This is a genomic window from Acidimicrobiia bacterium (genome assembly GCA_036271555.1).
Taxonomy (GTDB): domain Bacteria; phylum Actinomycetota; class Acidimicrobiia; order IMCC26256; family PALSA-610; genus DATBAK01.
The window spans coordinates 1-25,893 of sequence record DATBAK010000083.1; the positions used below are offsets into that span (position 1 = coordinate 1).

The 25,893-nt window shown below is 71.5% G+C and carries 18 protein-coding genes and 1 tRNA gene; 4 read left to right on the forward strand and 15 right to left on the reverse strand.

Going from position 1 to position 25,893, the window contains the following annotated elements:
• Positions 1-349 precede the first annotated feature (349 nt).
• The 11 genes from VH914_18340 to VH914_18390 form a co-directional block, all read right to left on the reverse strand.
• Positions 350-426, reverse strand: a tRNA-Ala gene (locus tag VH914_18340).
• Between the two features lie 56 nt (positions 427-482).
• Positions 483-1,112: a haloacid dehalogenase gene (locus tag VH914_18345; GenBank protein HEX4493168.1), complete on the reverse strand. Its 630-nt coding sequence runs from the start codon at positions 1,110-1,112 to the stop codon at positions 483-485.
• A 107-nt stretch (positions 1,113-1,219) separates the two neighbouring features.
• On the reverse strand, positions 1,220-5,566 hold the full coding sequence (locus VH914_18350) for a Calx-beta domain-containing protein (protein ID HEX4493169.1): 4,347 nt from the start codon (positions 5,564-5,566) through the stop codon (positions 1,220-1,222).
• A 144-nt stretch (positions 5,567-5,710) separates the two neighbouring features.
• The gene (locus VH914_18355) at positions 5,711-6,481 is read right to left on the reverse strand and encodes a hypothetical protein (protein ID HEX4493170.1); all 771 of its coding nucleotides are present in this window, start codon (positions 6,479-6,481) and stop codon (positions 5,711-5,713) included.
• A gap of 131 nt (positions 6,482-6,612) precedes the next feature.
• Complete coding sequence (locus VH914_18360) at positions 6,613-11,706, reverse strand: Ig-like domain-containing protein (GenBank protein ID HEX4493171.1); 5,094 nt, start codon at positions 11,704-11,706, stop codon at positions 6,613-6,615.
• A 139-nt stretch (positions 11,707-11,845) separates the two neighbouring features.
• Positions 11,846-12,433: a hypothetical protein gene (locus VH914_18365; protein ID HEX4493172.1), complete on the reverse strand. Its 588-nt coding sequence runs from the start codon at positions 12,431-12,433 to the stop codon at positions 11,846-11,848.
• Positions 12,434-12,609: 176 nt separating this feature from the next.
• The gene (gene moaC / locus VH914_18370; GenBank protein HEX4493173.1) at positions 12,610-13,113 is read right to left on the reverse strand and encodes a cyclic pyranopterin monophosphate synthase MoaC; all 504 of its coding nucleotides are present in this window, start codon (positions 13,111-13,113) and stop codon (positions 12,610-12,612) included.
• A 39-nt stretch (positions 13,114-13,152) separates the two neighbouring features.
• Positions 13,153-14,196 carry a GTP 3',8-cyclase MoaA gene (moaA, locus tag VH914_18375; GenBank protein ID HEX4493174.1) on the reverse strand — a complete coding sequence of 348 codons (1,044 nt, stop codon included), beginning with the start codon at positions 14,194-14,196 and terminating at the stop codon, positions 13,153-13,155.
• A gap of 446 nt (positions 14,197-14,642) precedes the next feature.
• A complete protein-coding gene (glp, locus tag VH914_18380) occupies positions 14,643-15,875 on the reverse strand; it encodes a gephyrin-like molybdotransferase Glp (GenBank protein HEX4493175.1) in 1,233 nt (410 codons plus the stop codon).
• Between the two features lies 1 nt (position 15,876).
• On the reverse strand, positions 15,877-16,755 hold the full coding sequence (gene galU, locus VH914_18385) for a UTP--glucose-1-phosphate uridylyltransferase GalU (protein HEX4493176.1): 879 nt from the start codon (positions 16,753-16,755) through the stop codon (positions 15,877-15,879).
• A 115-nt stretch (positions 16,756-16,870) separates the two neighbouring features.
• On the reverse strand, positions 16,871-17,461 hold the full coding sequence (locus VH914_18390) for a glycerol-3-phosphate acyltransferase (protein HEX4493177.1): 591 nt from the start codon (positions 17,459-17,461) through the stop codon (positions 16,871-16,873).
• A gap of 142 nt (positions 17,462-17,603) precedes the next feature.
• Between VH914_18390 and VH914_18395 the strand changes: the two genes are divergently transcribed.
• The 3 genes from VH914_18395 (at position 17,604) to VH914_18405 (ending at position 19,477) form a co-directional block, all read left to right on the forward strand.
• On the forward strand, positions 17,604-17,969 hold the full coding sequence (locus VH914_18395) for an FmdB family zinc ribbon protein (protein ID HEX4493178.1): 366 nt from the start codon (positions 17,604-17,606) through the stop codon (positions 17,967-17,969).
• A gap of 72 nt (positions 17,970-18,041) precedes the next feature.
• Positions 18,042-18,746, forward strand: coding sequence for a Flp pilus assembly protein CpaB (gene cpaB / locus VH914_18400; GenBank protein ID HEX4493179.1), 705 nt, complete (start codon positions 18,042-18,044; stop codon positions 18,744-18,746).
• On the forward strand, positions 18,743-19,477 hold the full coding sequence (locus VH914_18405) for an HAD family phosphatase (protein HEX4493180.1): 735 nt from the start codon (positions 18,743-18,745) through the stop codon (positions 19,475-19,477). The genes cpaB and VH914_18405 overlap by 4 nt, the downstream gene beginning before the upstream one ends.
• A gap of 153 nt (positions 19,478-19,630) precedes the next feature.
• Here VH914_18405 and VH914_18410 read toward each other — a convergent pair whose 3' ends face one another.
• From VH914_18410 to VH914_18420, 3 genes are all read right to left on the reverse strand, one after another.
• Positions 19,631-20,827, reverse strand: coding sequence for a hypothetical protein (locus VH914_18410; protein ID HEX4493181.1), 1,197 nt, complete (start codon positions 20,825-20,827; stop codon positions 19,631-19,633).
• A 92-nt stretch (positions 20,828-20,919) separates the two neighbouring features.
• Entirely contained in the window at positions 20,920-22,278 is a 1,359-nt protein-coding gene (locus VH914_18415) for a TldD/PmbA family protein (GenBank protein ID HEX4493182.1), read from the reverse strand.
• Positions 22,275-23,669, reverse strand: a complete 1,395-nt coding sequence (locus VH914_18420; protein HEX4493183.1) for a TldD/PmbA family protein — start codon at positions 23,667-23,669, stop codon at positions 22,275-22,277. Before VH914_18420 ends, VH914_18415 begins: the two co-directional genes overlap by 4 nt.
• Before the next feature lie 80 nt (positions 23,670-23,749).
• Between VH914_18420 and VH914_18425 the strand changes: the two genes are divergently transcribed.
• Positions 23,750-24,118: a hotdog domain-containing protein gene (locus VH914_18425; GenBank protein ID HEX4493184.1), complete on the forward strand. Its 369-nt coding sequence runs from the start codon at positions 23,750-23,752 to the stop codon at positions 24,116-24,118.
• A gap of 126 nt (positions 24,119-24,244) precedes the next feature.
• On the opposite strand, the gene VH914_18430 is transcribed toward VH914_18425, so the two are convergent.
• Positions 24,245-25,888: an acetolactate synthase gene (locus tag VH914_18430; protein HEX4493185.1), complete on the reverse strand. Its 1,644-nt coding sequence runs from the start codon at positions 25,886-25,888 to the stop codon at positions 24,245-24,247.
• Positions 25,889-25,893 lie beyond the last annotated feature (5 nt).

Here is a 25,893-nt window from a genome sequence, read left to right on the forward strand (position 1 = left end):
CGCAAGGCCGAGAGCATCGGCGCGTACGTGCTCGACGAGTTCGCCGACGCGGGTGCGGCTCTCGCGGCAACCGAGGTCCACTGGGAGACCATCGAGCGCAACCTCGACGCCGCGCTCGGCCTCGCCCAACACTTCGGCACCGCCTACAGCCGCGCCGGGCATCAGACCCGACGACACCTCAACCAAGCCATCTTCGATGCCGTCTACGTCGACGTCGAAGGCGTCACCTACGCCCGCCTCGCTGACCCGTTCACCGACCTGCTCGCGGACGACCTCATGGCCAGGCTCGACCACGAACTGGAACACCCCGTGCCGACGTCGTCGGCCCGGGGTGTGAAAGAGAACGTTTTGGTGGAGGTGATGGGACTTGAACCCACGACTTCTACGTTGCGAACGTAGCGCTCTACCGGACTGAGCTACACCCCCGGAACGGTCCACGCTAGCAAAGCGGGGATCGGCGGCTTCGGCCGAGTTGCCCGGTCTCAGGCCCTCGCCGCGTCGATCGCAGCCTGCAGGCGGGACGCGACGATCGTCGTCGTCAGATCGCCGCGCGTGCGCTCGAGCACCGCACGGAGCGCGTCAGTCGTGCGCCGCAGACCGCCGGTCACCATGTCGGGATAGTCGATCGTCGCGAGCACGGAGTACACGTCGTCCATCGCGGCCATGAGCGTTTCGCCGCGCTCGAGATCACCGCGGCGCAGGCAGTCGAGCACCTGGCGGCGCAGCTCGCTCGCGGCTTCGGCCATCCCGTTGAGGTACGCCGACGCGTCGACGCCGAGCTCGGCGCGCTCGGGGAGCGCGTCACCGCGTACGAGCGCGAGCGTGAGCCACGCCTCGGCGACTTCCTTGCGCGCGTCGTGAACCGGTCCGCTGCCGCGCAGATCGGGTTGCGACGCGAGCGCGGCGTCGGCCTCCGCAACGCGAGCACGCGCGTCGCGCGCCAGCTCCGCTGCGCTGTCGTACTCGCCGCGGTGCGTCGCACGGATCGACGCGGCCGACGACTGGATCGCGAGTCGCGACGCGGCGAGCACGATCTCACGCGCGCGGTGCCGGTCCTCGAGCGTCTGCCGGCACTCCGCACCGATCGCCGCGATCTCCGCCGCCCGTTCCATCGCCGCAGTCTGCGGCGTCGGTGCGCGCTCGATCAACCTCGCGCGCGAGCGAGGGTGACGCGCACGGCCAGCCTCGCCCCGTGCCCGTCACCCTGTCGAGCTCGCGCTCAGCCCGTGCAGACGCCCCCGTTGTCGGTGGAGCAGATCAGACCCCCGGCCCCGGTGGAGCCGGTGCTGCCCGCGGCACCCGACGAACCCGAGGTGCCCACCGCGCCGGGGTGCACGCCCGCACCGAAGACCGAGAAGGACGCGCCGCCACTGCCGCCACCACCGGCGCCGCCACCCGTTCCGCCGGTGCCACCCGCGCCGCCGGTCGACGCCGCCGCCGCGTGCGAGAGCGTCGTGCCGCCATTGGAGGTCGCCGTGCCGGTCCCGGCGTGGAACAGCGCGATCGACGGGCCCCCGGCACCGCCGCCGCCACCGCCACCACCGGCGCCGCCACCACCGCCGCCACCACCGCCACCGCCGCCGCCCTGGAGCGAGGTGTTGGCGGAGCCGCCGTCGCCGGCGCGGCCGCCCCCGGCCGCGTTGCCGCCCGTGGCGCCGTTCCCGCCCGTGCCGCCGACGTCGGAGATCAGCGCCGAAGCCGTCGCGGTCACCGAGGCGTTGAAGGCGTAGACCGCGAACGAGCCGCCGCCGAAGGAGCCGACGCCCGGCGCGCCGCCGCCGCCGTTGCCGCCCCCACCGCCGCTGCCACCGCCACCACCGAAGACGCTGGCGCAGGTGCCGCCGCCGCCACCGCCGCCACCGCCACCGCCACCGTTCCCGCCGGTACCGCCGGTGCCACCGTTGTGTCCGAGCCAGGTGCTCCCCGCGAGGTCGACCGCGCTGCCGCCGGCCCCGCCGGCCCCGCCCGGATTACCGGACGCGCCGCCGGTTCCGCCGCCACCACCCGTCGCGCTGAAGGTGCAGTCACCCGCGCCCTTCGCACCGCCGGCCGCGCCCCCACCGCCCGCGGAACCGGCATTGCCGTCGGCACTCGAGAAGATCGAGCCGTGGCCACCGTTGCCACCCGCGCCCGAGCCCTGCGGATTCCCACTGCCGCAGCTCGCGGCACCGGTCGCCCCGTCGGGACCGCTCTGACCAACGACGCCGGTGCAGCCCGCGGAGGACGCGTCCGTCCCCGTGCTCGCCGACGACGCGCCCGCGATGCCCGCGGCCGCGTTCACCGCGTCGTTGCTGAGCGTCAGGTTGGCGCCGCTGATCGCGCGCACGCCGTAGACGCTGCTGCCCGCAGTCAGTCCGGTGTTGAGGCCGCGCAGGGTCAGGCCGTCGATCGTCGCGGTCGCACCGCTGACCGTCGCGGCCTGCGGGATGCCCTGCACCTGCGTGAGGTTGTTGTTGGCCGAGCCGGTCGTGCCCGCGGTTCCGGGCCGGCTGAAGGACGCGCCGCCGTCGAAGCCGCCGAGCACCGACACGTTGCTCGAGATCGACAGGCCGCTGCCCGCGTCGTAGGTGCCGTTGCCGACCGCGACCTGGGGCCGCGACTGCGAGCTCGCCGTGTTGATGCCCGCTTGCAGCGTGAGCTTCGGCGCGGCCGCGCTGCCCGAGCTCGAGTCGCTGCCGAGCGGCGACACGAAGACCGCGTTGCGCACCTCGAAGGTCGTCGCCGGCGTCGTCGTCGCGTTCGCCGCCCAGTCGGTCTGCGACGCCTGCACCGTGTACACGCCGGGCGTGAGCGCGCTCGACGCGGGCACGCTCCACAGACCGTTCGACGCGGTCGTCGTGAGCGTCTGCAGCGGCGCGATGTTCGTGCACGCGCACGCGTACACCTTCGCGGTGACGGTGCTGAGGTCACCCGACACCGCGCCCGAGTCGCCCGAGAAGGTCGTCGTGCTCATCGTGTCGATGTTGCCGCTCGCCACCGGGGCGCCGAGGACAGGCGCGGGCGCGTCCGTATCGGTCGAACCCGCCGCCGTCGCGGGATCACTCTCCACGCTGACGCCGAGCGCGTTGCGAGCGCGCAATTGGAACGTGCAGGTCGACGACGTGCACGGCGCGAGGAACGTCGTGTCGACGCTGCCCGTCGCGGTCCACGCACCAAACGTGTTGCCGTGGTCGGTCGAGAGCTCGTACTCGTATCCGGTGACGGCCCGGCCACCGTCGGAACCGGGAGGGCTCCACGCCAGGTTCACCGTGCCGAGCGCCGTCGTGCTCGACGCCGCGACGAGCGATTGCGGCGCGTCCGGTGTGGTGGCGCCGTGGCCGTTGCCGTAGATCGTGACCGTGCCGGTCGGCACCGCGACCGTCGCACCCGTGGCGCTGAGGATCGACACGGTGAACTGCTTCGAACCCAGCGGTTCGAGGCTCGCGGTCGGGATCTTCACCGACACCTGCGCGACGGACTTGCCCTGCTTGATCGTGACCGTCTTCGTGAGCGCGGCGTAGTCGTGCGGCGCGGTGGCCGTGCCGTTCGCGGTCGCGTAGGTGACCGTCACCGGCGCGGGCGCGGGCTCGTTCAGGTTGATCGAGGCGGTCGCCTTCATCGTCGGCCCGCCGAAGCTCTGGTAGACGGACGCGTTGCCGACCGTCAGCTTCGGTGTCGTGGCGGGATCGTCGTCGAGGATCGTCACCGTGCCCACCGAGTGCCCGAGCAGCGCGCCGGTCGCGCTCACGAGCTGGACGCTGAACTGCTCGTTGCTCTCGGGCACCGAGTCGCCGACGACGCTCACCGAGATCACCTTCTGCGTCTTACCGGCCGCCATCACGAACGACTTCGGGCCGGTGATCGCCTTGTAGTCCTTCGTCGCAGCCTTCGCGGTGCCGTCGACGGTCTGATAGCGCACCACCACCGGTGAGCTGCTCTGCTTGTCGAGGCTGATCTCGAGCTTCGCGGGCGCATTCTTGCCACCCGAGCCTTCGCCGACGGTCGCGTCGGAGATGCTGACGGTCGGCACGTTCGCGGGATCGAGGATCTCGCCCGTACCGGTCGCGTTCTGGCCGCTCGCGGCGACCGTCGCCTTGAGCGAGAAGAGCGCCTGGTCGTAGTCGGAGAGCGCCGTGTTCGCGACCGGCACGGTGACCGTCTTCGTCAACGCGTCGTCGGGATTGAACGTGAGCGAACCCGACGTCGCGGTGTAGTCGAGCCCCGCGGTCGCGTTCCCGTCGAGCGTCGTGTAGTTGACCGTGACCGGGTGGAACGCGTGGTCCGAGAGCGCGACCGTGAAGGTGACCGACGAGTCGGTTCCCTTCGTCGCCGTTCCCCCGGTGACGCTCACCGCCGGCGAGTCGTCGTCGACGATGCGACCGGTCGCGAACGTGTTGACGAACGCGGCGTTCGTCGGGTTCGACAGCTGCAGCGTGAAGTTCTCCGTCGACTCGAACGTCGAGTCGTTGAGAACGGGGACCGACACGGTCTGCACGTACGGCCCGGCGGGCGGGAAGCTCAACGAGCCGCTCGTCGACGTGAAGTCGCTGCCCGCGGACGCGGTGCCGTTCTGCGTCGCGTACTGCAGGGTCGCGGTCGCCGTCGGCGGACGCGACAGCGAGACCTTGAAGTTGACGTGCGCGCTCGGGCCCTCGACGACGGTCCCGCCGGACACGGAGATGCCGGGCGCGGAGATGACGGTGTAGTTGTGGGTCAGCGTCGACGTGCCGGTGTGGTTGTTGTCGGTCGACGTGACGGTGAAGGCGTGCGAACCGGCCGTCGACGTGTCGATCGCGCCGGCGTTCGCGACGGGACCGGCGCAGGTCGCGACACCGGAGCCGAACGGACCGTCGTCGCACGAGTACGCGGCGAGCACGATCGAGCCCTGCGCGTAGATCGCACCCGCGGCCGGCGTCGCGATCGTGATCGCGGGCGGCGTCGTGTCGCTCGGCACGATCGTCGTGCTCGCGATCGCGTTCGGCGGTGAGCCGTCGGCGACGCACGTCGTCGGGACGTCGCCCGCGATCTGCACGTTGGCCGTGAGACCGAACGACGGGTTCGAAGTCTCGTTGTACGGCGGGTTCCCGCCGGGTCGGATCGCGATCACGGAGAGCGCGGCACCGGACGCCTGGTACGTGACGTTCACGATCGGCGGCGTGAGCGTCGACCCGCCCGAGGTCGACCCCGGATACGAAAGGTTCATCACGCCGCCGCTGTGCGTCAGCGACCAGCCCGACGTCTGCCCGCTCAGGAACGAGCTCACGTAGAAGGCGTTCGCGGGGTCGGGCAGCAGGAGGAAGATGTTGTGGACGTTGTTGACCGAGATCCCGCTCTCCGACGTCGGGATCACGAACGCGCCCATCGTGATCGTGTACGACGCCTGCTGGTTCTGCAGCACCGTCGACGGCCCCGTCGTGACGAACGCCAGGTCCTGGTCGGCGTTCTGGATGCCGAAGCTGCCGGCGTTGGCCTGGCAGAGGTAGTGGTCGGTGACCGTCCCCGCCGACGCCGCGAGCGGCGTCGCGATGACGTATCCGAGCGGCAGCAGCAGACAGCCGAGCACCGCGGCGAAAACCTTGCGTCGCATATCAAGACCCCCCGAAAATCCGCCCCGCGGCCACGCCATACTGCGCCGGCGCACGACGGGCAGAGGTTACTGCGACGAAAGCCGTCCGCAAGGGCTCCGAAGGGTCAACGTCGCGCGTGCGGCGCCGAGTCCTTCGGGAGTCGTTCACGTCGTCCGACACAGTCCCTCGCACTTCGCAACCTTCGGATTGAAGGTCGAGAACAGACCCTCCGGATTCGCGTGACCCGCAGCGACCCAGAGATGGAGCATCCAGATGTCGCCGGCCGGGACGAACGTGCAGAAGGACTGCGACCGCGCCGGCTGCGGATGCGCCTTGAAGTAACGCTGCAGCGCCGGGATCTCCTTCTGCGTCGCCACCGGCGCGTGGATCGTGTTGCTCGCCCATGCTTCGCAGGTCTTGAGGCACGCCGGCTCCAACAGGTTCTCGCCGACGAGGAAACCGCCCCCGTAACACGTGTCGAAGTGGCGGTGCCAACGATCGTTCGCGCCCGCGAAGCCCGCGGGCGGGGCGTCCGGGCTCCACTGGTAGTAGCTCAGGCCGACGAGGTGCGCGTTCGTGCCGTCGCCGTCGTACAGCAGCATCGCCGGGCGCGCGGGATCGAAGGGCTGCTTCACGAGCGACCAGTTGATCCAGTGCGTACCGAAGTTCGGGATGAAGTACGACGTGAGGACGTAGCCGTCGCGGGCCGCGGCGCTCGCGTTCGCGTACTTCTTCGCGGCGGCGCGCGCGGCCGCGAGCTGACGGCCGAACGTCTGCTTCGCGGACGAATCGCTGAAGCCGACCCACGGCGTCGTGACCGCGCTCATCAGGTCGGCCTGCGAGAGGTCGGGAACCGTGACGATCGCCGTGCCCGAGAGCGCGTGCAACGCCCGCTCGGCCGACGCGTCGAGTCGCCGGCGGACGTCGAAGCGCACGACTCGAGGTGACGACGAACCGCAGGCGCCCGCGAGCACCGTGCACGTGAGGAGGAGCGCCGCCGCGCACGCGCGGCGTGCGGGGTGCCCCGGCCGAGCCGGACCACCCCGATCGCTCGCGCTCGTACGGTTCAGGCGACGGTCTTGGTCTTCACCGCGACGCCGGCGCCGCCAGTGGAGCCGCCGTTCCCGCCCGAGCCCGCGGTACCACCGCCACCACCGCCGCCGGCCGCGCCGATGGTGACCTGCCCGGTGCCGAATGCGCCGGTGAAACCGCCGGTGCCCTTGGCGAGCAGACCGACGCTCGCGCCGCCCGCGCCGCCACCGCCACCGGCACCGGATCCGCCGCCGCCACCACCGCCACCGCTGGCACCGCTACCGCCGGAGCCGTTGCAGCAACCGCCGCCGTCGTTGCCGTCGTTGCCGTTGGGTCCGGCCGCGTTCACGGCGCCGCCGCCGACACCACCGGCACCGGACCGGCTGCCGACGGCACATCCGCCGGTGCAGTTGCCGTTCCCGCCGTTCCCGCTGCCGCCGCCGGCGCCGCCGGTCTGGCCGGAGCCACCCGTACCGCCGGACCCGCCGTTGCCGGTCGTGACCGACGTCTGGTTGTCGATGGTGACCGTCGAGTTCACGCTGTACACGCCGAAGGAACCGCCGCCGCCGAGGCCCGCGCCGCCGCCGATACCAGCGCCGCCGCCGCCACCACCGCCGCCGCCGGCGCCACCACTCAGCCAGTCACCGACGCAGGCGCCACCGTCGCAGCCGGCACCACCGGCGCCACCGCCGCCGCCACCACCACCGGCGCTGCCGTTCCCACCGTTGGCGCCGTTGCCGACCGCGGCGTTGAAGCCGGTGGTCGAGTACGCGGAATCACCCGCGGCACCCGCAGCACCGGAGCTGCCCTTGCCACCGGCGGCCCCGCCGAAGCCGTGCGTGCCCTTGCAGCCGCCGTAGTAGCCGATGCACCCACCGGATCCGCCGCCGCCACCCGTGCCGCCGCCCGAAGCCGTCACTCCGGTGGCGCCGCCGTTGCCCGACTGGCGACCCGGGTTGCTGCCGCCGGCACCGCCGTTGGCGGCCGGCGAGCCGCCCGCGCCGCCGCCGGTGCTGCCGCAGTGGTCGCAGCCACCGGTGCCGCCGCCGCCGGTGCTGCCACCGGTCGCGGTGCCGGCGTTGTTCGTGCCCGCGCCGCCGGCGACACCGGCCGCCGCCGAGATCGCGTCCCGCTGCAGCGAGACCCCGGCACCGCCGAGCGCCTGCAGGCCGTAGACGCTGCTACCGGCCGCGAGGCTCGTGTTGGTCGCGGAGATCGTGAGCTGCTGGAGCGTGATCCCGGTGTCGCCCGTCACGGTGAACGCGGTGCCCGCGGCGGAGACGGTCACGACGTTCGTGCCCGGCGCCGCGTGCTTCCACGCGGTCCCGGCGCTGAACCCGCCGCGAATCGTCTTGTTGTTGCCGTGCGTGCCGCTCGTCAGCGCGACCGCGCCGTACGAACCGCCCGCGACCACGACCCGGCTGCGGCTCGCGCCCTGCGCGGCTTGCACGCCCGCGGCGACCGTCGCCTTCGCGAGCGCCGGTGTGAGACCGCTGTTGGAATCGGAGCCGGTGGTCGCCACGAACGTGGTGTCGCTCGGGTTGTAGTCGACGAAGAACGTCGTGCTCGACGACGAGTTGACGTTGCCGGCCGCGTCCGCAACCACGACGTGCACGATGTACGAACCGCCGGCCGCGAAGTTGCTCATCGGCATCAACATGTTCCAGCTCGTGGTGCCGGTCGCGAGCGTGAACGACTCGGTCGGGCTGCCGAAGCTCGAGCCGTTCCAGTACTTGCCGTTGATCGTCGTGTTCGCGGTGCTCGACGCGAGGATCGACACGTTGACGCTCGCGACGCCGGAGCTCACGCCACCCGAGGTCGGGTCGGCCGCGGTGCCACAGACCTCGTGGTTGTTGGTGCAGCCGGACTGCGGCCACGAGCTGTCGAACGTGCCCGCGCTGTCGTAGATCGCGTTCGCGCTCGGGCCCGTGACGGTCGCCGTCGGGTTCGTGCGATCGATCGTGAACGGGTGCGAGACGCCGGTGTTGTCGACGTTGCCGCCGTTGTCCGCCGCGATGACGCGCGCGGTGTACGTGCCCTCCGCGGGGAAGTTCGTCGCGGTGAACGGCACGTTCCAGCTCACGCTCCCCGACGGTGAACCGGTCGGGCAGCTCGGCGTGCAGTTGGCGGTGACGAACACCTCCGACGCGCTGCCGAAGCTCGAGCCGTTCCAGTAGTTGCCGGTGCCCTGTTGGATCGAGACCTTCACGTAGTTCACGCCCGAGCCCGCGTCGTTCACCGTGCCGCAGAAGCCGACCGGTGAGCAGCTGTCGAACGTCGCGTTGCTGAAGACGTCGCCCGCGTGCGGCGTGTCGAACGTCAGCGTCGGCGGGTTGGTGTCGATCGTGATCGTGATCGATGCCGAGCCCGTGTTGCCGGCCCAGTCGGTCTGGCTCGCGGTGACGGTGTACGTGCCGTCCGGCAACGACGTCACGTAGTCGCTCGCCTGCACGGTCCAGTTGCCGCCCGAGATCGGCGCGCCGAACGACCCCGACGGTCCGAAGCCGTAGAGGTTGTTGAGGCCGTCGGTGATGCGCACGGTGACGGTCGAGGGATCACCCGTCGCCGTTCCCGCGGTGCCCGAGATCTGCGGCTTGTTCGTGCTCGGCGACGAGTTGTTCGCCGGCGCCGTGATCGTCACGGCCGGAGCCGCGAAGTCGGTGAGCGCGCTCGCGGTCGCGTCGGTGCTCGCCGGACCGCTGCCCAGCGAGTTCACCGCGCGCACTTCGTAGGTGCACGAGTTGGGCGGGTTGTGCTGATGGTTCGTGTCGCAGTTGCTGTCGGTGAACGTCGTGACGTTTCCGACCGACGTGTACGCGCTGAACGTTCCCGCGTTGATCTTCACGCGGTACTGGTAGTCGGTCACCGCGTGGCCGTCGCCGTCGGCCGCGCTCCAGCTCAACGTCACGCCGCCGAGCGAGGTCGCGGTCTGCGCGGTCACGACCGGCGCGGTCGGCACGTCCGCGCCGTTCGCGGTCGCGTTGTTGCTGAAGGGACCCTGGCCGATGTTGTTCGCGGCGGCGATGCGGTACGTGCACGGGACGCGCGCGCCACAACCGGTGTCGGTGTAGCTCGTGCCCACGCCGACCGTGAGCGTCGTCGGCCACGTGGAGCCGCCGTCGGTCGAACGCTGGAGCGAGTAGCTCGAAATCGCGTGGCCGCCGTTGCTGCTCGGCGCGGTCCACTGCAGGAACACCGAGCCGACACCCGCGCTCGGGGTCGACGCGATGAGCGTTTGCGGTGCGGTCGGAACGTCGGAGCCGGTGGCCTGCGCGGTGTTGCCGAACGGGCCCTGCCCGACCGCGGTGACCGACGCGACGTGGTAGGTGCACAGCACGCTCGCGCCGCAAGCGTTGTCGGTGTACGAGGTGACATTGCCGAGGTTGATCGTCGTCGGCCAGGTCGAGCCGCCGTCGGTCGAACGCTGGATCGTGTAGCCGTTGACCGGGAAGCCACCGGTGTCGCTCGGCGGCTGCCACGTGAGGTCGACCGCGCCGAGCGTCGTCGTCGCGCTCGTCACCGCGGCGAGGTTCTGCGGGGCGGTCGGGAGCGCGGCCGCGGTCGCGGTGCTGCTCGTCGACACCGTGCTCGTGTTGCCGTCGTTGTCGGTCTCGACGAGCCGGTACGAGCACTGCACCTCGGAGCCGCAGTGCTGCGTCGCGCTGTGCGCGCTCGTCGGGATCGACACACCGCTGTCGGTCCAGTTCGACACGCTGTTGCAGCTGGTCGTGCAGACGAGGAGCTTGATCGTCGCGAGTCCGGCCCCGCTCTCGGCGGGCCCGGACCACGTCACGCTGAGGTCGCCGTCCTCGGGGATCGGCGACGCGGTGAAGTTACTGACCGCCCACGGCACCGTGTACGCCGGAACCGTCCAGCTGCTGACGCCGAACTCCGTGACGGCGCGCACGCGGTAGCTGCAGGTGTTGAGTCCGGACGCACAGGTCGGCGTCCACGTCGTCGAGCCCGCACCGAGCGACTCGATCGGTGCCGAGCTCCACGCGGTCGCCGAGCCCGCGCAGTAGCCCGCGCACTCCTGGCCCTGGTAGTTGGTGATCGGGCTGCCGCCGGTGTCGGTCGGCGGGTTCCAGTTCACCGTGATCGACGCGTCGCCGCTGCCGAGGTTGTCGGAGCCGACGACCGCGGTGATGGCCTGCGGATTCTTCGGTGCGGTGTACTGCGCGGTCTTCACGGCCGACGCCGCGCCGCTGCCCTTCGCGTTCACGGCCTTGATCGAGTACGAGCAGTACGCGTTGGCGGTGCACGGAACCGACGCGCGAGTCGGAGACGCCGAGAGGTGATTCGGCGATTGTGTGAACGAACCACCGTCGTTGCTGACCGAATAGACGTAGTACTGGATCGCGAGGCCGCCGTTGCTCGACGGCGCGGTCCAGTTCAGCGTCGCGGTGTCGGCCGCGGGACCGGCGGACACGATGCCGAGCGTCGGCGCGCCCGGCGTGCCGTAGGTGCCCGACTTCGCCGCGCTCACCGGCGACGTGCCGACCTGGTTCGCCGCGTACATGCGGTACGCGCAGCCACCGGTCGCGCTCGACGACGCGCACGGGAGCACCGCGGTCTTCGTCCCGGGCGTGGAGAACGGCCCGTTCCACGAACCCGCGCTGTCGACCTGGACGTCGTAGAGGTAACCCGTGACGGGACGGCCGCCGAGGCTCTTGGGCGCCGACCACGCGACCGTCATCTGGTTCGCGCCCGGCCCACCCTTGGCGCTCTTGACCGTCGGCGCGCTCGGCGCCGCCCACGTGCCGGTGACGACGTCACCGTACGGACCGGTCCCCGCGGAGTTGATCGCGGCGAGCTCGAAGTCGCAGCTGTTCGTGCCGAGGCACGTCGCCTTGTACTTCGCGTTCCCGTTGTTCGTGACGATCGGCGCGGCGAACGCGCCGTGATCGGCCGCGATGCGGATCGAGTACCGGAACGTGTTGCCGCCGGTCGTGGGCGCGGCCCACGAGAGATCCATCTCGTTCGCCTTCTTGCCGGCGACGACCGCGAGATTGCGCGGCGCCGACGGCAAGTCGACCGCGCTGGCCGGCACGGTCGCGACGAACGATCCGACCGCTGCGAGCGAGACGACGACTGCGATCGTCCCGCGACGACGCGCCCAGCCTTGCATGCCCCTACCCCCCTCCGCGGGGGCAGAGCGCCCCGCGAAACTCAGGCGAAAGGCTAGTGCGCGCGTTTGATCGGGTCCACGTTCATCGGCGTCAACTTGCCGCGACGCGCGCCGTGTGAACTCGGTGATGTCGGCGGATCTACGAGGATCCGGTGCGCCTCAGCGCGTACGCGGGCACTGTACGTGGCCGAACCGGCGGCAGGTACCGCACGGTGCGCATGCGATTCGCCGCGGAGTTGCGGAACCACGCCATGCCCGCCACATAGCTCGCGAACGTGAGGTCGGTCGCGATCTGCAATCCCCACCAGATCGTTCCGCCGAGCGCGGCGGCGACGGCGGCCGAGAGGATCGTCGCGGTGAAGAGCGCGGTGACGACCTCACGGCGCCGGCGGGCCGAGCGCTCGGCCGCGCGCGTGCGCAGCGGTTCGACCGGACCGGTCAGTGGACGCGCGACCGTGGCCCGCACCGCGCGCATGGGCGGTGCCGTCACGGCGCGGTTCGGGACGCGACCGTTGCGTGCCGACGGCATCGCCGGCCAACCGCCGAGGTTGCGGGCACTGCGCGCGGCGCGCCGATTGGAGTGGCTGCGACCGAGGACACCGAGGCGATTCTGGAAGTCGCCGATGGAGTCGCCGCGGGACCTCGAGTCGTTCCGAGCCCGCAGCACGGGCGGGACGAGGACGACGAGCCACGCCAGCGCGAGCACTCCGAGTACCAACTTCGGCAAGCTCCTTCGACCCCTCTCCCGTCGGCGATGGTACGGCCGAGCGCGCCAAATGCGGTGGACCCCGGCGTCCGCAGTCTTGTGCCCTACGGTCCCCCGAAGTCAAACCCCTAGGCCCTGACCTGCACCTTCCGGTCGCGCGGGCTCGCGCACGAACCGAAGCGGGTCGCTTCCGACGCCTACAGATCGAAGTCGTCGGGGCCGGCTTTGGGACGACGCCACGAGCCGGAGCGGCCGCCGTTCTTCTCCCAGAGCTGGAGATCGCCGATCGTCATCGACCGGTCGATCGACTTGCACATGTCGTAGATCGTGAGCGCGGCGATCGAGCAGGCCGTCAACGCCTCCATCTCGACACCGGTGCGGTCGATGGTGTCGACCTGGGTCTCGATCTCGACGTGGGCGTCCTCGATGCGGAAGTTCACGTAGACCGAGCCGACCAGCAGCGGGTGGCACAGCGGCAGCAGGTTCGAGGTCTGCTTGGCGGCCTGGATGCCGGCCACCCGGGCGACCGCGAACACGTCGCCCTTGGTGATCGCGCCCGACGCGATCGCCGAGACCGTCGCGGGAAGCATGTAGACCCGGCACCGGGCGACGGCTCGCCGGTGGGTCGCGTCCTTGGAGGTCACGTCGACCATCCGGGCGCGTCCGAGCGGGTCGAGGTGCGTGAACTCCGAGGCCGGCATGGGCGGGAAGTCTACGACCGGCGGTTTGCGGCGGCCCGGTTAGCCGCCGATCTGGCTCATCGAGCGCCCCGGGCGCACGAAATCGACCTGGCCGATCCGGTGCCCGGCCCACTTGTCGCCGACCGCGGCGACGAGCGCGGCCGCGAGGCGCCCGTCGATTTCGCCCGGCGGGACCTGCGGGTCGCGGAGGATGGCGCGCAGGTCGGTCTCGTCGAGCGCGAAGAGACAGGTGCGGAGCTTGCCCTCCGCCGTCAGCCGCACCCGGTCGCACTGCTCGCAGAAGGGCTCGGTCACCGACGCGATGACGCCGACGTCGCCCTGACCGTCCCGGTAGCGGTACCGCGCGGCCGGCTCGACGTGGCCGCTCGGGGTCTCGACGTCGGTCTCGGTCGTGGCGGTCGACTCGAGCGGGAACACCGCATCGATGCGCTCGAGGATCTCGTGCGCCGGCACGACCTGGTCCCGGCTCCACGCTTCGTCGGCGTCGAGCGGCATGAACTCGATGAACCGGACGCCCACACCCTTGCGGCGACCGAACTCGGCGAGATCGACGACCTCGTCCTCGTTGACGCCCCGCGTCACGACGCAGTTGACCTTCACCGGACGCATCCCCGCGTCGAGCGCGGCGTCGATGCCGGCGAGGACACGGTCGAGCTCGTCTCGGCGCGTGAGCGCGAGGAACACGTCGCGGCGGAGCGAGTCGAGGGACACGTTGATCCGCGCCAGCCCGGCCGCGGCGAGGTCGTGCGCGAGCTCGGGCAGCTTCACACCGTTGGTCGTCAGCGCGAGGTCGACGCCGAGCGGGGCGAGCATCTCGACCAGTCGCACGACGTGGGCGCGGATCAGCGGCTCGCCACCCGTGAGCCGGATGGCCTCGAAGCCGAAGTGCTCGACGCAGATCCGTGCGACCCGGGCGATCTCCTCGTAGGTGAGGAGCTGATCGCGGGGCAGCCAGTCCATCCCCTCGACCGGCATGCAATAGGTGCAGCGGAAGTTGCAGCGGTCGGTGATCGAGATCCGCAGATCCCGGACCTGGCGCGCGTGCGCGTCGATCAGCGGGATCGGAACAGTGCGCGTCGTCACCTGTTCAGCGTAGAACTCTCAACAAAGCCGCCTCGCAGGCGGTCGTGGCACCGGGGTCGGGTTCGCTCTGACTCCCCGCCGGCTCAGCGACCAACTGCTGCCTAGCGGATCATCGTCTCCCCGGGTGCGTACACGGTGGCCCCAGCCCGGCGACCGCTCGCACTTGCCACGCTTTGTCGCGCCTCCCTTGGTGTTGCATCCGCCCGCCCGGGCGGTTGTGGTGCGCTCGCATGTTGTACCACGCAGAGTGAAGTGCGTCCAGGGCCGATCGGCCCATCTGTTCACGGGCCGTGGCGAACGGGCGAACTGATCGGTCGAAGTGACGCGGGCGCGTCACCGAACTCGATCAGTTCGTCAGCACCTGAGGGCGGGTCGCGCCGCGGCCGGCCGACGGGTTCCGATCCCGCGTCGAGGCAGGCGGCAGCGTGCGAGCCCGACCGGAGCGCTCAGGGCAGGTCGAGGACCATGACGTCGAGGTCGGTGCCGGCAGGCACGCCCTCGCCGTCGGGCAGCAGCGCGAGCCCGTTCGCGCGCGCCATCCCCGAGAGCACGTTGCTCGCCTGGATGCCCGAACGACTCACGACGAAGCCGCCGTCGCCGCCGCGCGCGAGCACGACCCGCTCGACGTAGAGCCGGCCGTCGGCGCGCCGGCCGAAGTCGTGCGCGGCGCGCGCACGGATACGCGGCCGGTGCACGTCGGCGTGGCCCATCAGCATGCGCAGCGCGGGTCGCGCGAAGAGCTCGAAGCTCACGTGCGACGACACCGGGTTGCCGGGCAGGCCGAACACCGGCACACGCCCGAGCCGTCCGAACGCGAGTGGCTTGGCCGGCTTGATCGCGACCTGGGCCCAGAGGTAGTCGCTGCCCGGACGGTCCCGCGCCACCGACTCGATCGCGGTCTTCACGAAGTCGTAGTCGCCGACCGACACCGCGCCGCTCGTGACGAGTGCGTCGCACGTGTCCGCAGCGTGAGCGACGGCCTCGGTGATGATCGCCTCGTCGTCGCGCGCCATGCCGAGGTCGACCACCACCGCGCCCGTCTCCGCGACGAGCGCGCGCAGCATCGGCCGGTTCCCGTCGCGGATCTGCCCCGGCGCGAGCGGGCCGCGCTCGACGAGCTCGTCGCCGGTCGAGAGGACCGCGACCCGGGCACGCGGGAACACGTCGACCGAGTCGACGTCGAGGCTCGCGAGCACGCCGAGGTGTGCGGGCCGGACGACCGTCCCTGCGCCGAACACGACCGTGCCCGGCGCGATGTCGCCCGCGGCCTCGCGGACGTGATCCCGGACCTGTGCCGCGGCGTGGATGCGAACGGCGTCGTCGCCGTCGCGCGCGGTGCGCTCCACCATCACGATCGCGTCGGCGCCGTCGGGAATGGGCGCGCCGGTCATGATCCGGATGGCTTCGCCCGCGGCGACCGGCGTCGACGGTGCGCGCCCGGCCGGCAGCTCGCCGACGACGCGCAGCCGCACCGGCGCAGCCTCGGACGCGCCGGCCGTGTCGGCGGCTCGCACCGCGTAGCCGTCCATCGCGGTGTTCGCGAACGGCGGAACCGCTTCCGACGCGACGACGTCGGCCGCGAGCACGAGTCCGAGCGCCTCCGCCGGACGCATCGGCGCGGGCGCGAGCCGCTCGATGCCTTCGAGCACGCGCGCCTGCGCGTCGGTGAGCGAGATCACGTCAGAGGTGGTACTTGCGCGCGACGTCGCGCAGCATCTCGGCAACCGCGGGGCCCATGTCGGGCCGATCGAGCGCGAGCTCGATGTTGGCGCGTAGGAAGCCGAGCTTCTGTCCGATGTCGTGGCGACCCTCGACGAAGAGTCGCCCGTAGACGCTCTGCTCGTCGAGCAGCAATGAGATCGCGTCGGTGAGCTGGAGCTCGCCGCCGCGGCCGGGCTGGATGCGATCGAGCGCGTCGAAGATCTCGGGTGTGAACACGTAGCGACCGAACACCGCGAGGTTCGACGGAGCCTCGTCGCGCGGCGGCTTCTCGACGATCGTCTTCACCTCGATGAGGTCGTCGTGCACGCCTTCACCCGCAGCGCAGCCGTACGACGAGATCTCCTCTTCGCTCACCTGCAGCAGCGCCATCACCGAGCGGCCGTAGCGATCGTGCACGTCGAGCATCGAGCGCAACAGCTCACCGTCGTCGACCATGATGTCGTCGGCGAGCAGCACCGCGAACGACTCGTTGCCGACGTGCGCACGCGCGACCGCGACCGCGTGACCGAGACCGTTCGGATCGCCCTGCCGCAAGTAGTGGATGTGCGCGAGCTCCGCCGACGCCTGCACGTCCTTCAGCGTCTCGTGCTTGCCTGCCTGCTCGAGGTAGTACTCGAGCTCGAAGTTGCGGTCGAAGTGGTCCTCGATCGCACGCTTGTTGCGGCCCGTGATGATGAGGATGTCGTCGAGCCCCGCGCGTACCGCCTCTTCGACGACGTACTGGATCGCGGGCTTGTCGACGACGGGCAGCATCTCCTTCGGCTGACTCTTCGTCGCCGGCAGGAACCGCGTGCCGAGACCGGCGGCGGGGATCACGGCCTTGCGCACCTTCGTCACCGCGGCGCTCCTCGTTCGCGAGAGACGGTCATGCTAGGGCCGACCGGAGCGTTCCGTTCGGGCCGCAGAGCGGACCGCCGATTCTGGCGCGAGCGACCCCGATCTGATCGGCGGGTCAGACGGCGGGTGGAGGCGTGACGTCGATCTCCTGACGATGCACGAGGCGGCGGATGTTCGGCAGGTGCCGCAGCACAAGCAGCGCCGAGACGGCCGCGATGACGATGACCTCCCAGTCGTCGTAGCCGCGCAGCCAGACCGCGAACGGGAACGCGACGACGACGAGCAACGACGCGATCGAAGCCTTGTGCAGCAGCCGCGCGACGACGAACCACGAGAGCCCGAGCACGAGCACGATGAGCGGGAACAGCACCACGAGCATCCCGCCCGCAGCGGCGACGCCCTTCCCGCCCTTCCGGCGGATCGGGTACGTGTGGCCGACGACGGCCGCGACGCCGAGGATGTACGCGCCCGGCCGGCCGGCCGCGGCCATGCCGATACCCGACGCCGCCGCGCCCTTCGCGAAATCGGCGATCAGCACGATCGCGCCGAAACGCCAGCCGAGCAGCCGTGCGACATTCGACGCGCCCGGGTTCCCGGATCCTTCGGACGTGACGTCGATGCCCTTGGCCCGCGCGACGAGCAGCGCGCTCGGGAACATGCCGAGCACGTATCCCACCGGAGCGAGGAGGACGACGTACCCCGACATCGCGGCCATCTTGACACCCGGTCGGTGCACGGGCCGCGCTCTGTGCCGTTCGAGCGCGGGCGCTGGTACGATTAGCACTCAACCTTCGAGAGTGCCAACGGCGTCGCGACGACAGCCGCCCGGCACGGAGCAGGAACGATCGATGCCGACGTACCAGTACCGCTGCGCCAAGTGCGGTGAGGACCTCGAGGTGTTCCAGAGCTTCAGCGACAAGCCGCTGACGCGCCACGCGAAGTGCGGCGGCAAGCTCCAGAAGGTGCTCTCGTCGGTCGGGATCGTGCTGAAGGGATCGGGCTTCTACAAGACCGACAACCGCTCGAGCTCCAGCAAGCCCAAGCGCGACGAGCCCGCCTCCGCGAGCAGCGAGTCGAAGTCGTCGACGGAGTCGGGCTCCTCGGACACGAAGACCTCGGCGTCGTCGTCCTCCGACAGCGCGAAGAGCAGCAACGGGTCGTCCAACGGCTCGAAGTCGAAGAGCGACAAGAAGCCCGCCGCGAAGTCGGCCTGACCGCTCGGCGGTCGCGCAACCCCTTCCCCTGCCTTCCCCGGTTCCGATCGCCCGCGATCCCGGGGGTCTTCGATGTCCCGTTTCGTTCGGCGGGCGCCGCGCGCCCGCGTCCTGCAGGTCGCGGCGATGCTCGCCGCGCTCATGACCGTGCGCTTGGTCGCCGGTGACCTCGGTGCGCTGCACCGCGGCGCGCGTACGTACGGCGCGATGCGCGCGGTCGTGCTCGCGCGCGCCGACCTCGACGTCGGCATGCGCGTCCGCGCGCACGATGTGCGCGTCGTCGAGCTGCCGGGAGCATCGCTGCCGCCGCACGCGCTCGCGGATGCGGGCGACGCGGTCGGCCGCGTCGTGACCGTGCCCGTGCTCGCGGGCGCCGCGATCACGAGTCGGGCACTCGCGCCGAGCCGGCGCGACGGCGTGAGCGCGGTGGTGCCGCCCGATCGGCGCGCAGTACGCGTCGTCGGCACCGACGGACTCCGCCCGGATCCGGGCAGCGTCGTCGACGTGCTCGCGACCCTCGAGAGTCGTGACGTCGGCGGCGACGTCGAGCCGACCGCGGTCGTCGCGCACGCGGCGCGCGTGTTGTCGGTCGACGCGGCGCCGTCGCACGACGAAGGTGCCGACGGCGGCGCGAACCGGCGGGTCGGTGTGGTCGTGCTCGTCACGATCGACGAAGCGAGCCACATCGCCGACGCGACCGCACGAGGCGCGCTGATGCTCGCGCTCGACCCGCCCGAGGCGGTGTGCGACGCGAGCCCGGTATCGTGCCGGCCGTGATCGAGGCGGTGATCTTCGACTACGGCGGCGTGATCTCGAGCCCGCTGTTCCGCGGCATCGGTGAGTTCGAGGCGAACGAGGGCTTCCGCAAGGGCTCGCTGCTGCAGCTGCTGTTCGGCGAGGCGCACTACATCGGCGTGCACGGCCGTGAGGTCGCGGACGAGCTCGCGGCCGAAGACGCCGGCGGCGACCCCGACTCGCTCGAGACGGAGGGTGAGGCCGGCGACGCGCCCGCGTGGCACCGCCTCGAACGCGGCGAGATCGACATGGCCACGTACTACGAGACGATCATGGCGCGCGCGCCCGAAGTGCTCGGCCGGCCCATCGACTTCGACGCGTACGGCCGCTTCATGCGCTCGAGCGCACCGGGCGTGCACTGGGAAGTCGTGCACGCCATCCGCGAGCTGCGCGGCCGCGTGAAGCTCGGCCTCCTCACGAACAACGTCAAGGAGTTCGGCGAGCATTGGCGCGCGACGTTCCCGATCGAGGAGCTGTTCGAGGTCGTCGTCGACTCGAGCCACGTCGGCATGCGCAAGCCCGAACCCGAGATCTACCTGCTGACGTGCGAGCAGCTCGCGATCGACCCGAACGCCGCGGTGTTCGTCGACGACAACGCCGACAACTGCGCGGCCGCTCGCGCGCTCGGCATGGAGACCGTGCACTTCGGTGAGCACCCCGGCAGTGCGCTCACCGAGCTGTACTCGATCCTGGAGCGTCGCGGTTTGGCGTGAGCGCGCTCGCGTCCGCGCGCGCCCTGGACGACACGGGTGACGAAGTCGACGCTGATCGCGTCGCCGGTGCACGTGGTCGAAGCGCTCGCGCGGCTCGTCGCCCGGCGCGATCAGGTCGACGAGCACGACCCGACCCCCGGACACGCGCCTCCATCAGCAGGGGCAGTCACCGATCGCGGGCGCGTCACCGAAGGGATCGACCCTCTCTTCGGCGAGCAGCACCCAGTACCCGTGTCCGGTCGTGGTGGCCGCGATCGCCGAACGCGCGGAGTCGCCCGACACGCTGCCGAGGTGAGAGCTACCTTCGAACGGCGCGCCGCCGAACGAGAAGATGCCGCCGTCGGAAGCGAGCATCCAGTACCCGCCGTGGGGGGCGGCCGCGATCGCGACGGCCGGCGCGTTGAGCAGCACGGCACCCATCGAGCCGGCGAAGTGCGCGTCGCCGAACGCGAACACGCCACCGTCCGACGCGACCAACCAGTAACCACCGCCATCGGGCGTCGCGGCCATCCCGACCACCGGCGCGTTCAGATGCAACGCGCCGAGCGAACCGTGGAAGCCCGCGTCGCCGAACGCGAACACGCCACCGTCCGACGCGACGAGCCAGTAACCACCGCCGTCGGGCGTCGCGGCCATCCCGACCACCGGCGCGTTCAGATGCAACGCGCCGAGCGAACCGTGGAAGTGCGCGCTCCCGTACGCGAAGACGCCACCGTCGGACGCCGCGGTCCACACCCCGTTGCCGGTCGGCGCGGACGCGATCGCCACGATCGGCGCGTTCGACGGCGCCCCGACGATCGCCGTCGCGTCACCCTCGGAGGTGATGACGCCCCGCTCGTCGACGGTGCGGAAGCCGTGGTCGTCAGGCGTCGGCGCGATCCCCACGTGGCTCGCCACGCGGACGGGGAACGACGCGAGCGACGAGCCCGGCCCGCCCCCGCACGTCGTCGGCGACTCGGGGAACGGCGTGATGTAGCCGGCGACGTCGATCGTGATCTTTCCGGGACCCGCCGGATCCGCACAGTGCAGGCCGCCCCAGCTCACCCCGACGAACGGTGCGACGCGACCGGGCGCGAACGAAACCGTCTGCGTCGCGGTGAGCGGGTCGTGCGCGATGTTCGTGTACGCCGCGCCCGTCGCGCTCACCGTCGTCGTGAACGTGACCGCGGTCGTGCACCGCTGTGCCTCGTTGTTCGGCAGCAGCTTGACCGTGTAATAGAGCGTCCCGGCCGCGCCCTGCTCGAAGGCGTCGCCGACTTGGAACGAGCAGCCGACAACCGGTCGCAACGCGGCCCCTGCGGGCATCGCGCCGAGCACGGCCGACGCCGAGCATGCGAGTCCCGCGCTCAACAGAGCTGCACCGGCTCGTGCGGTCCAACGACGCATGGCTCCCCCAATCCGTCAACGACGGGCCACCGACGGCGGGACTGTATCCCGAGCGCTCAGGCCCCGCTCATCGTCATCTCGGAGACGACGAGGGTGACGCCGGCGGTGCTGCCGCCGAGCGTCGTGAGATCGGAGCCGATCTCGGAGACGTCGAGCAGCATGCGCGGCAGCGTCGACGCGACCGTCACCTCGCGCACGGGCTCGGCGAGCGCGCCGTCGCGTACGACGAGTCCTTCGGCGCCGACCGAGAAGTCGCCACTGATCGGGTTCGTGCCCGAGTGCAGCCCGCTGACCGACTGGACGTAGAGCGCGTCGGGCATCGACGCGACGATCTCGTCGAAGCTGCGCGTGCCCGGCTTCAGGCTGAGCGCGCGCACGCCGACGCCCGGCGTCGACGTGTAACCCGCGCGGGTCGCCGAGCCCGTCGTCCGCGTGCCCGCGCGACGCGCGGTCGCGCTGTTGTGCAGGAAGCCTTGCAGCACGCCATCGGTGACGAGCGCGTTCCGCCGGCAGGGCACGCCCTCGGAGTCGTGCATCGTCGCGCCGGGCATCGCGGCATCGGTCGGGTCGTCGCCGAGCTGAACGAACGGCGCGGCCACCGCCTCGCCGACACGGTCGAGGAACAACGAGCGGCCCTTCAGCATGGACTCACCGTTGAACGCGGCCGCGAGCACGCCGAGGAACTGCGCGGTGACGAGCGGGTCGAGCACGACCGGCAGGCGCCGGCTCTTCAGCGGCCGCGCACCCAGCAGTCGCAGCACGCGCTCGGTCGCCATCGAGACGATGAAGTCGGCGTCGAGCTCGGTGAAACTCCGGCCGAGGCTGAAGCCGAAGCCCGACTGTGTCTGCCCGTCGGCCTCGGCGAGCGCGCTCGACGACGCCGAGCAGACCGTCCGTCGCACCGACGCCTCGACGCCTTCGGAGCTTGCGATCGCGGACTCGACGAGACCGTCGCCGTAGCTCGTCGACTCGACCTCGCGGATGCGCGGGTCCGCGTTCGAGACGCGCGCGTCGAGGTCGATCGCAAAGCGCACCTTCTCGTCGGTCGAGACGGACAGAAAGTCTTCGCGCCACAGGTCGAGCCGCGCGACGGGCACGCTCGCGGCGTCGGCTGCGGTTGCGAGGCCGCTCCACTCGTCGGGTTCCGCGAACGACGCGTTGTCGCGCGCTTCGGCGAGCGTCTCCGCGACGACGTCGGCGTCGAACGTGCCCGCCCACGCGAAGCCCTGCCGGTGATCCGTGACCACGCGGATCCCGACACCCGACACACCCGCGACCGACAACGACTCGACCTCGCCGCGGAAGACCTCGATGTCGGTCTCGCGCGTGCGGGCCGCGTACGCCTCGATCTGCTCGCCCGGCTGCGCCGAACCCGCAACGCTGCGCGCGAGCTCCAGCAGGTCGACCGCGGTCATGCCGCGGTGCCGCCGACCGTGATGCCGGTGACGCGCAGCGTCGGCTGGCCCGACGACACGGGCACGCTCTGCCCGTTCTTGCCGCACATGCCCGTCCACGTGTCGAAGTCGTTGCCGACGACGTCGATGCGATGCAGGATCTCGGGCCCGTTGCCGATCAGCTGCGCGGCGCGGATCGGGTGCGTGATCTTGCCGTGCTCGATCATGTACGCCTCGGTGATCCCGAACACGAAGTCGCCGGTCGCGGTGTCGACCTGCCCGCCACCGAGCTGCACGCAGTAGATGCCGTGCTCGGTGTCGCGCACGATGTCGTCGGGATCGGTCGTGCCGGGCTCGAGGTACGTGTTCGTCATGCGGACCATCGGCAGCACCTGGTAGCTCTCGCGCCGTCCGTTCCCGCTCGACGCGCGCCCTTCCTTGCGGGCGCGCAGGTAGTCCCACATGTAGTCGTTGAGCACGCCGTTCTCGATGAGCACGTTGCGCTGCGCGGGGTGGCCCTCGTCGTCGATCGCGAACGTGCCCCACTCGCGCGCGTACGCACCCTGGTCGACCAGCGTGACGAGCGGCGACGCGACCTGCTCGCCGCGCTTCCCTTCGAACACCGACGCCGCGCGCTGCACGAGATCGGCCTCGAGCCCGTGACCACACGCCTCGTGGAAGAGCACCGAGCCCGCGCCCTTCGCGAGCACGACCGTGAGCGAACCGCTCGGCGCGGGCTGCGCGTCGAGCATCGTGATCGCGCGGCGCGCCGACTTGCGGGCGATCTCCTCGACGTCGAACTGGTCGAAGAACTCGAAGCCGAGCGTGCGGCCGGGCGCTTCGTAACCCGTCTGCATCCCGGTGTCGCCCGCCGCGACGGTCTGCACGCCGAAGCGGGTGCGGACCTGTTCGTCGCCGGTCAGCAAGCCGTCGGAGTTGGCGACGACGATGCGCCGTCGCGAGTCGGCGAACGACGCGGTGACCGATCGGATCGCGCCGCCCTCGCCGCGCGCGGCGGCGTCGGCGACCCGCAGCAATTCGACCTTGCGTGCCTTCGGCACCGATTCCGGCGCGATCTCGGGCTCGTACGGCGTCGAGGGCCGGGCTTCGAGCGCGATCTCGCGCACGCCGCCGCCGCCCGTACGGGCCGCGGCCGCGGCCGCCTCCGCAGCCTCGACCAGACCCGTCGCCGACAGGTCCGCGGTGTGGGCGAACCCGGTCGTGTCGCCGCGCACGACTCGGATACCGGCGCCTCGCGAACGTCCCGAGGTGAGCTCCTCGACGCGGCCGTCGTCGAATCGGCCACTGCTCCCGCGCCGGTCTTCTCCGAACACCTCGGCGAAGTCGCCGCCGGCCCGCAATGCGGCCTGCAGCGTGCGCTCGAGCACGGGCGTCTCGATCAGGTTCGTCACTGCCATCAGGCTGGCCTCCGGCGCTTCCCACCGGAACGGGCGGGGTTGCCTATCGTACGCGGGTGACCCTGACCGTCGGGATGGCCGCGAGCGTGACGTTGGTCGTCGACACTGCCGACACCGCGACGGCGATCGGGAGCGGCGACGTGCCCGTGCTCGCCACCCCGCGGGTGGTCGCGCTCGCCGAGCAGGCGACGCTCGAGGCCGTGGCCGGCGCGTTGCCGGAAGGCCACACGACCGTCGGCTACCGGGTGCAGCTCACGCACGTCGCGCCGAGCCCGGTCGGCGACACCGTGCGCGCCGACGTCGTGCTCGACTCGGTCGAGGGTCGCCGGCTGGTCTTCCGCGTGTCGGTCACCGACGGGCGCGGTCTCGTCGCCGCGGGCTACGTCACGCGCGTCGTCGTCGAGCGCGACCGCTTCCTGGAGAAGGCCCGCGACGGCGCTTGATCGATCGCGCGTGATCGGTCGCGCGTGATTGGTCGCGCTCGCTCCGCTCGCCGCTCCGTGACGCGGGATGCGAGCGGGCGTGGCGGCCCTGCTCGGTCCGCTCGCGGGCGTGGCCGCTCACGGCGGTCATGCCAGGTTGCTTGACCTCGGGTACGCGTCCGCGGGATCGGTCAGCACGTTGACGAGCGACGGGCCGGGCGTCGCGAACGCGCGCGTGAGCGCGGGTCGCAACTCGTTCGGCTCGCGCACGAGCTCGCCGTGCCCACCGAGCGATTCCATGACACGGTCGTAGCGCGTCTCCGGTCGCAGGTCGGCGACGACGTCGTACCCGAACAGCGCCTGCATCGGGTGCTTCTCGAGACCCCAGATCCCGTTGTTGCCGACGACGATCGTGACGTCGACCTGGTGGCGCACGAGCGTGTCGAAGTCGCCGAGCGCGAAGCCCGCCGCGCCGTCGCCGAGCATGAGCACGATCTGGCGACCGGGGCGCCCGCGCGCCGCGCCGAGCGCGTAGCCCGGGCCCGTGCCGAGGCAGCCATAGGGCCCGGGGTCGAGGAACGAACCGGCGACGTAGGTATCGACGTACTTGCCCGCGTAGGACACGAAGTCGCCGCCGTCGCCGATGACGATCGCGTCGCGGTCGAGCAGCGCGCGCAACTCGCCGTAGACGCGTGAGGGCACGATCGGCGTGGCGCCCGACTCGAGGCGCGCGCGCTCGCCCTCTCGGACGCGCTGCTCCTCGGCGCGCAGCGTCTCGACCGCGCGCTCGTGTTCCTTCCGTTCGCCGTTCGTCGCCGCGACGGCATCGGCGAGCGCGGCGAAGGTCACGCGCAGGTCGGCGCCGATCGCTTCGGCCGGCTCGGCGTGCGCGCCGATCTCGGTGGCCGTGTCGGCGAGGTGGACGACGCGCGCGTCACCGAACGAACCGAACGCGAGGCGGAAGTCGAGCGGCGTACCGGCGACCACGACGAGGTCGGCACCCTTCAGCGCGACGCCGCGCGCGCGTGAGAACGCGAGTCGGTGGTCCGCCGCGAGCACACCGCGCCCGAGCCCGTTCGCGAAGACGGGTACCTCGGCCCGCTCGACGAAGGCGCGCAACTCCTCGCCCGCGCCCGCCCAGTACACGTCTCCGCCGACGACGAGCACCGGACGCTTCGCCGCGGCGACCATCGCAGCGACGCGCGCGATCGCGTCGGGCTCCGGATCCGCGCCGCGCGCCGACGCCGCGTCGAACGGCGGGACGTCGACCGCCGCGGGACCGAACGCGTCGAGCGGCATGTCGACGAATGTCGGGCCGCGGTGCGGCGTTCGCGCGGCGCGCAGCGCGCCGTCGACCGCGGCGACGATGCCCGCGCCCGGTGTCGCGGTGACGGCCGACTTCGTGACCGACGCGACGATCGGCACGTGGTCGAGCTCCTGGAGCGAGCCGCGGCCCCAGCGACCCTGCGGCGCGCGGCCGCCGAGCACGACGAGCGGCGAACCCGCGAGCCGCGCCGACGCGATCGCGCTCACGCCGTTCGTGACGCCCGGTCCGGCGGTCAGCGCCGCACAACCCGGACGCCCGGTGACCTTCGCGAAGCCCTCGGCTGCGAAGGCCGCGGTCTGCTCGTGACGGGTGTCGACGAGATCGATCCCGACCTGCACGCACCCGTCGTAGAGCACGAAGAGATGCCCACCCGACAGCGTGAACACGACGTCGACGCCGTGCTCGCGCAGCACCTCGGCCGCGAGCCGACCGCCGTGACCTTCGACGCGACGTCCGCTCGTCACGCGGT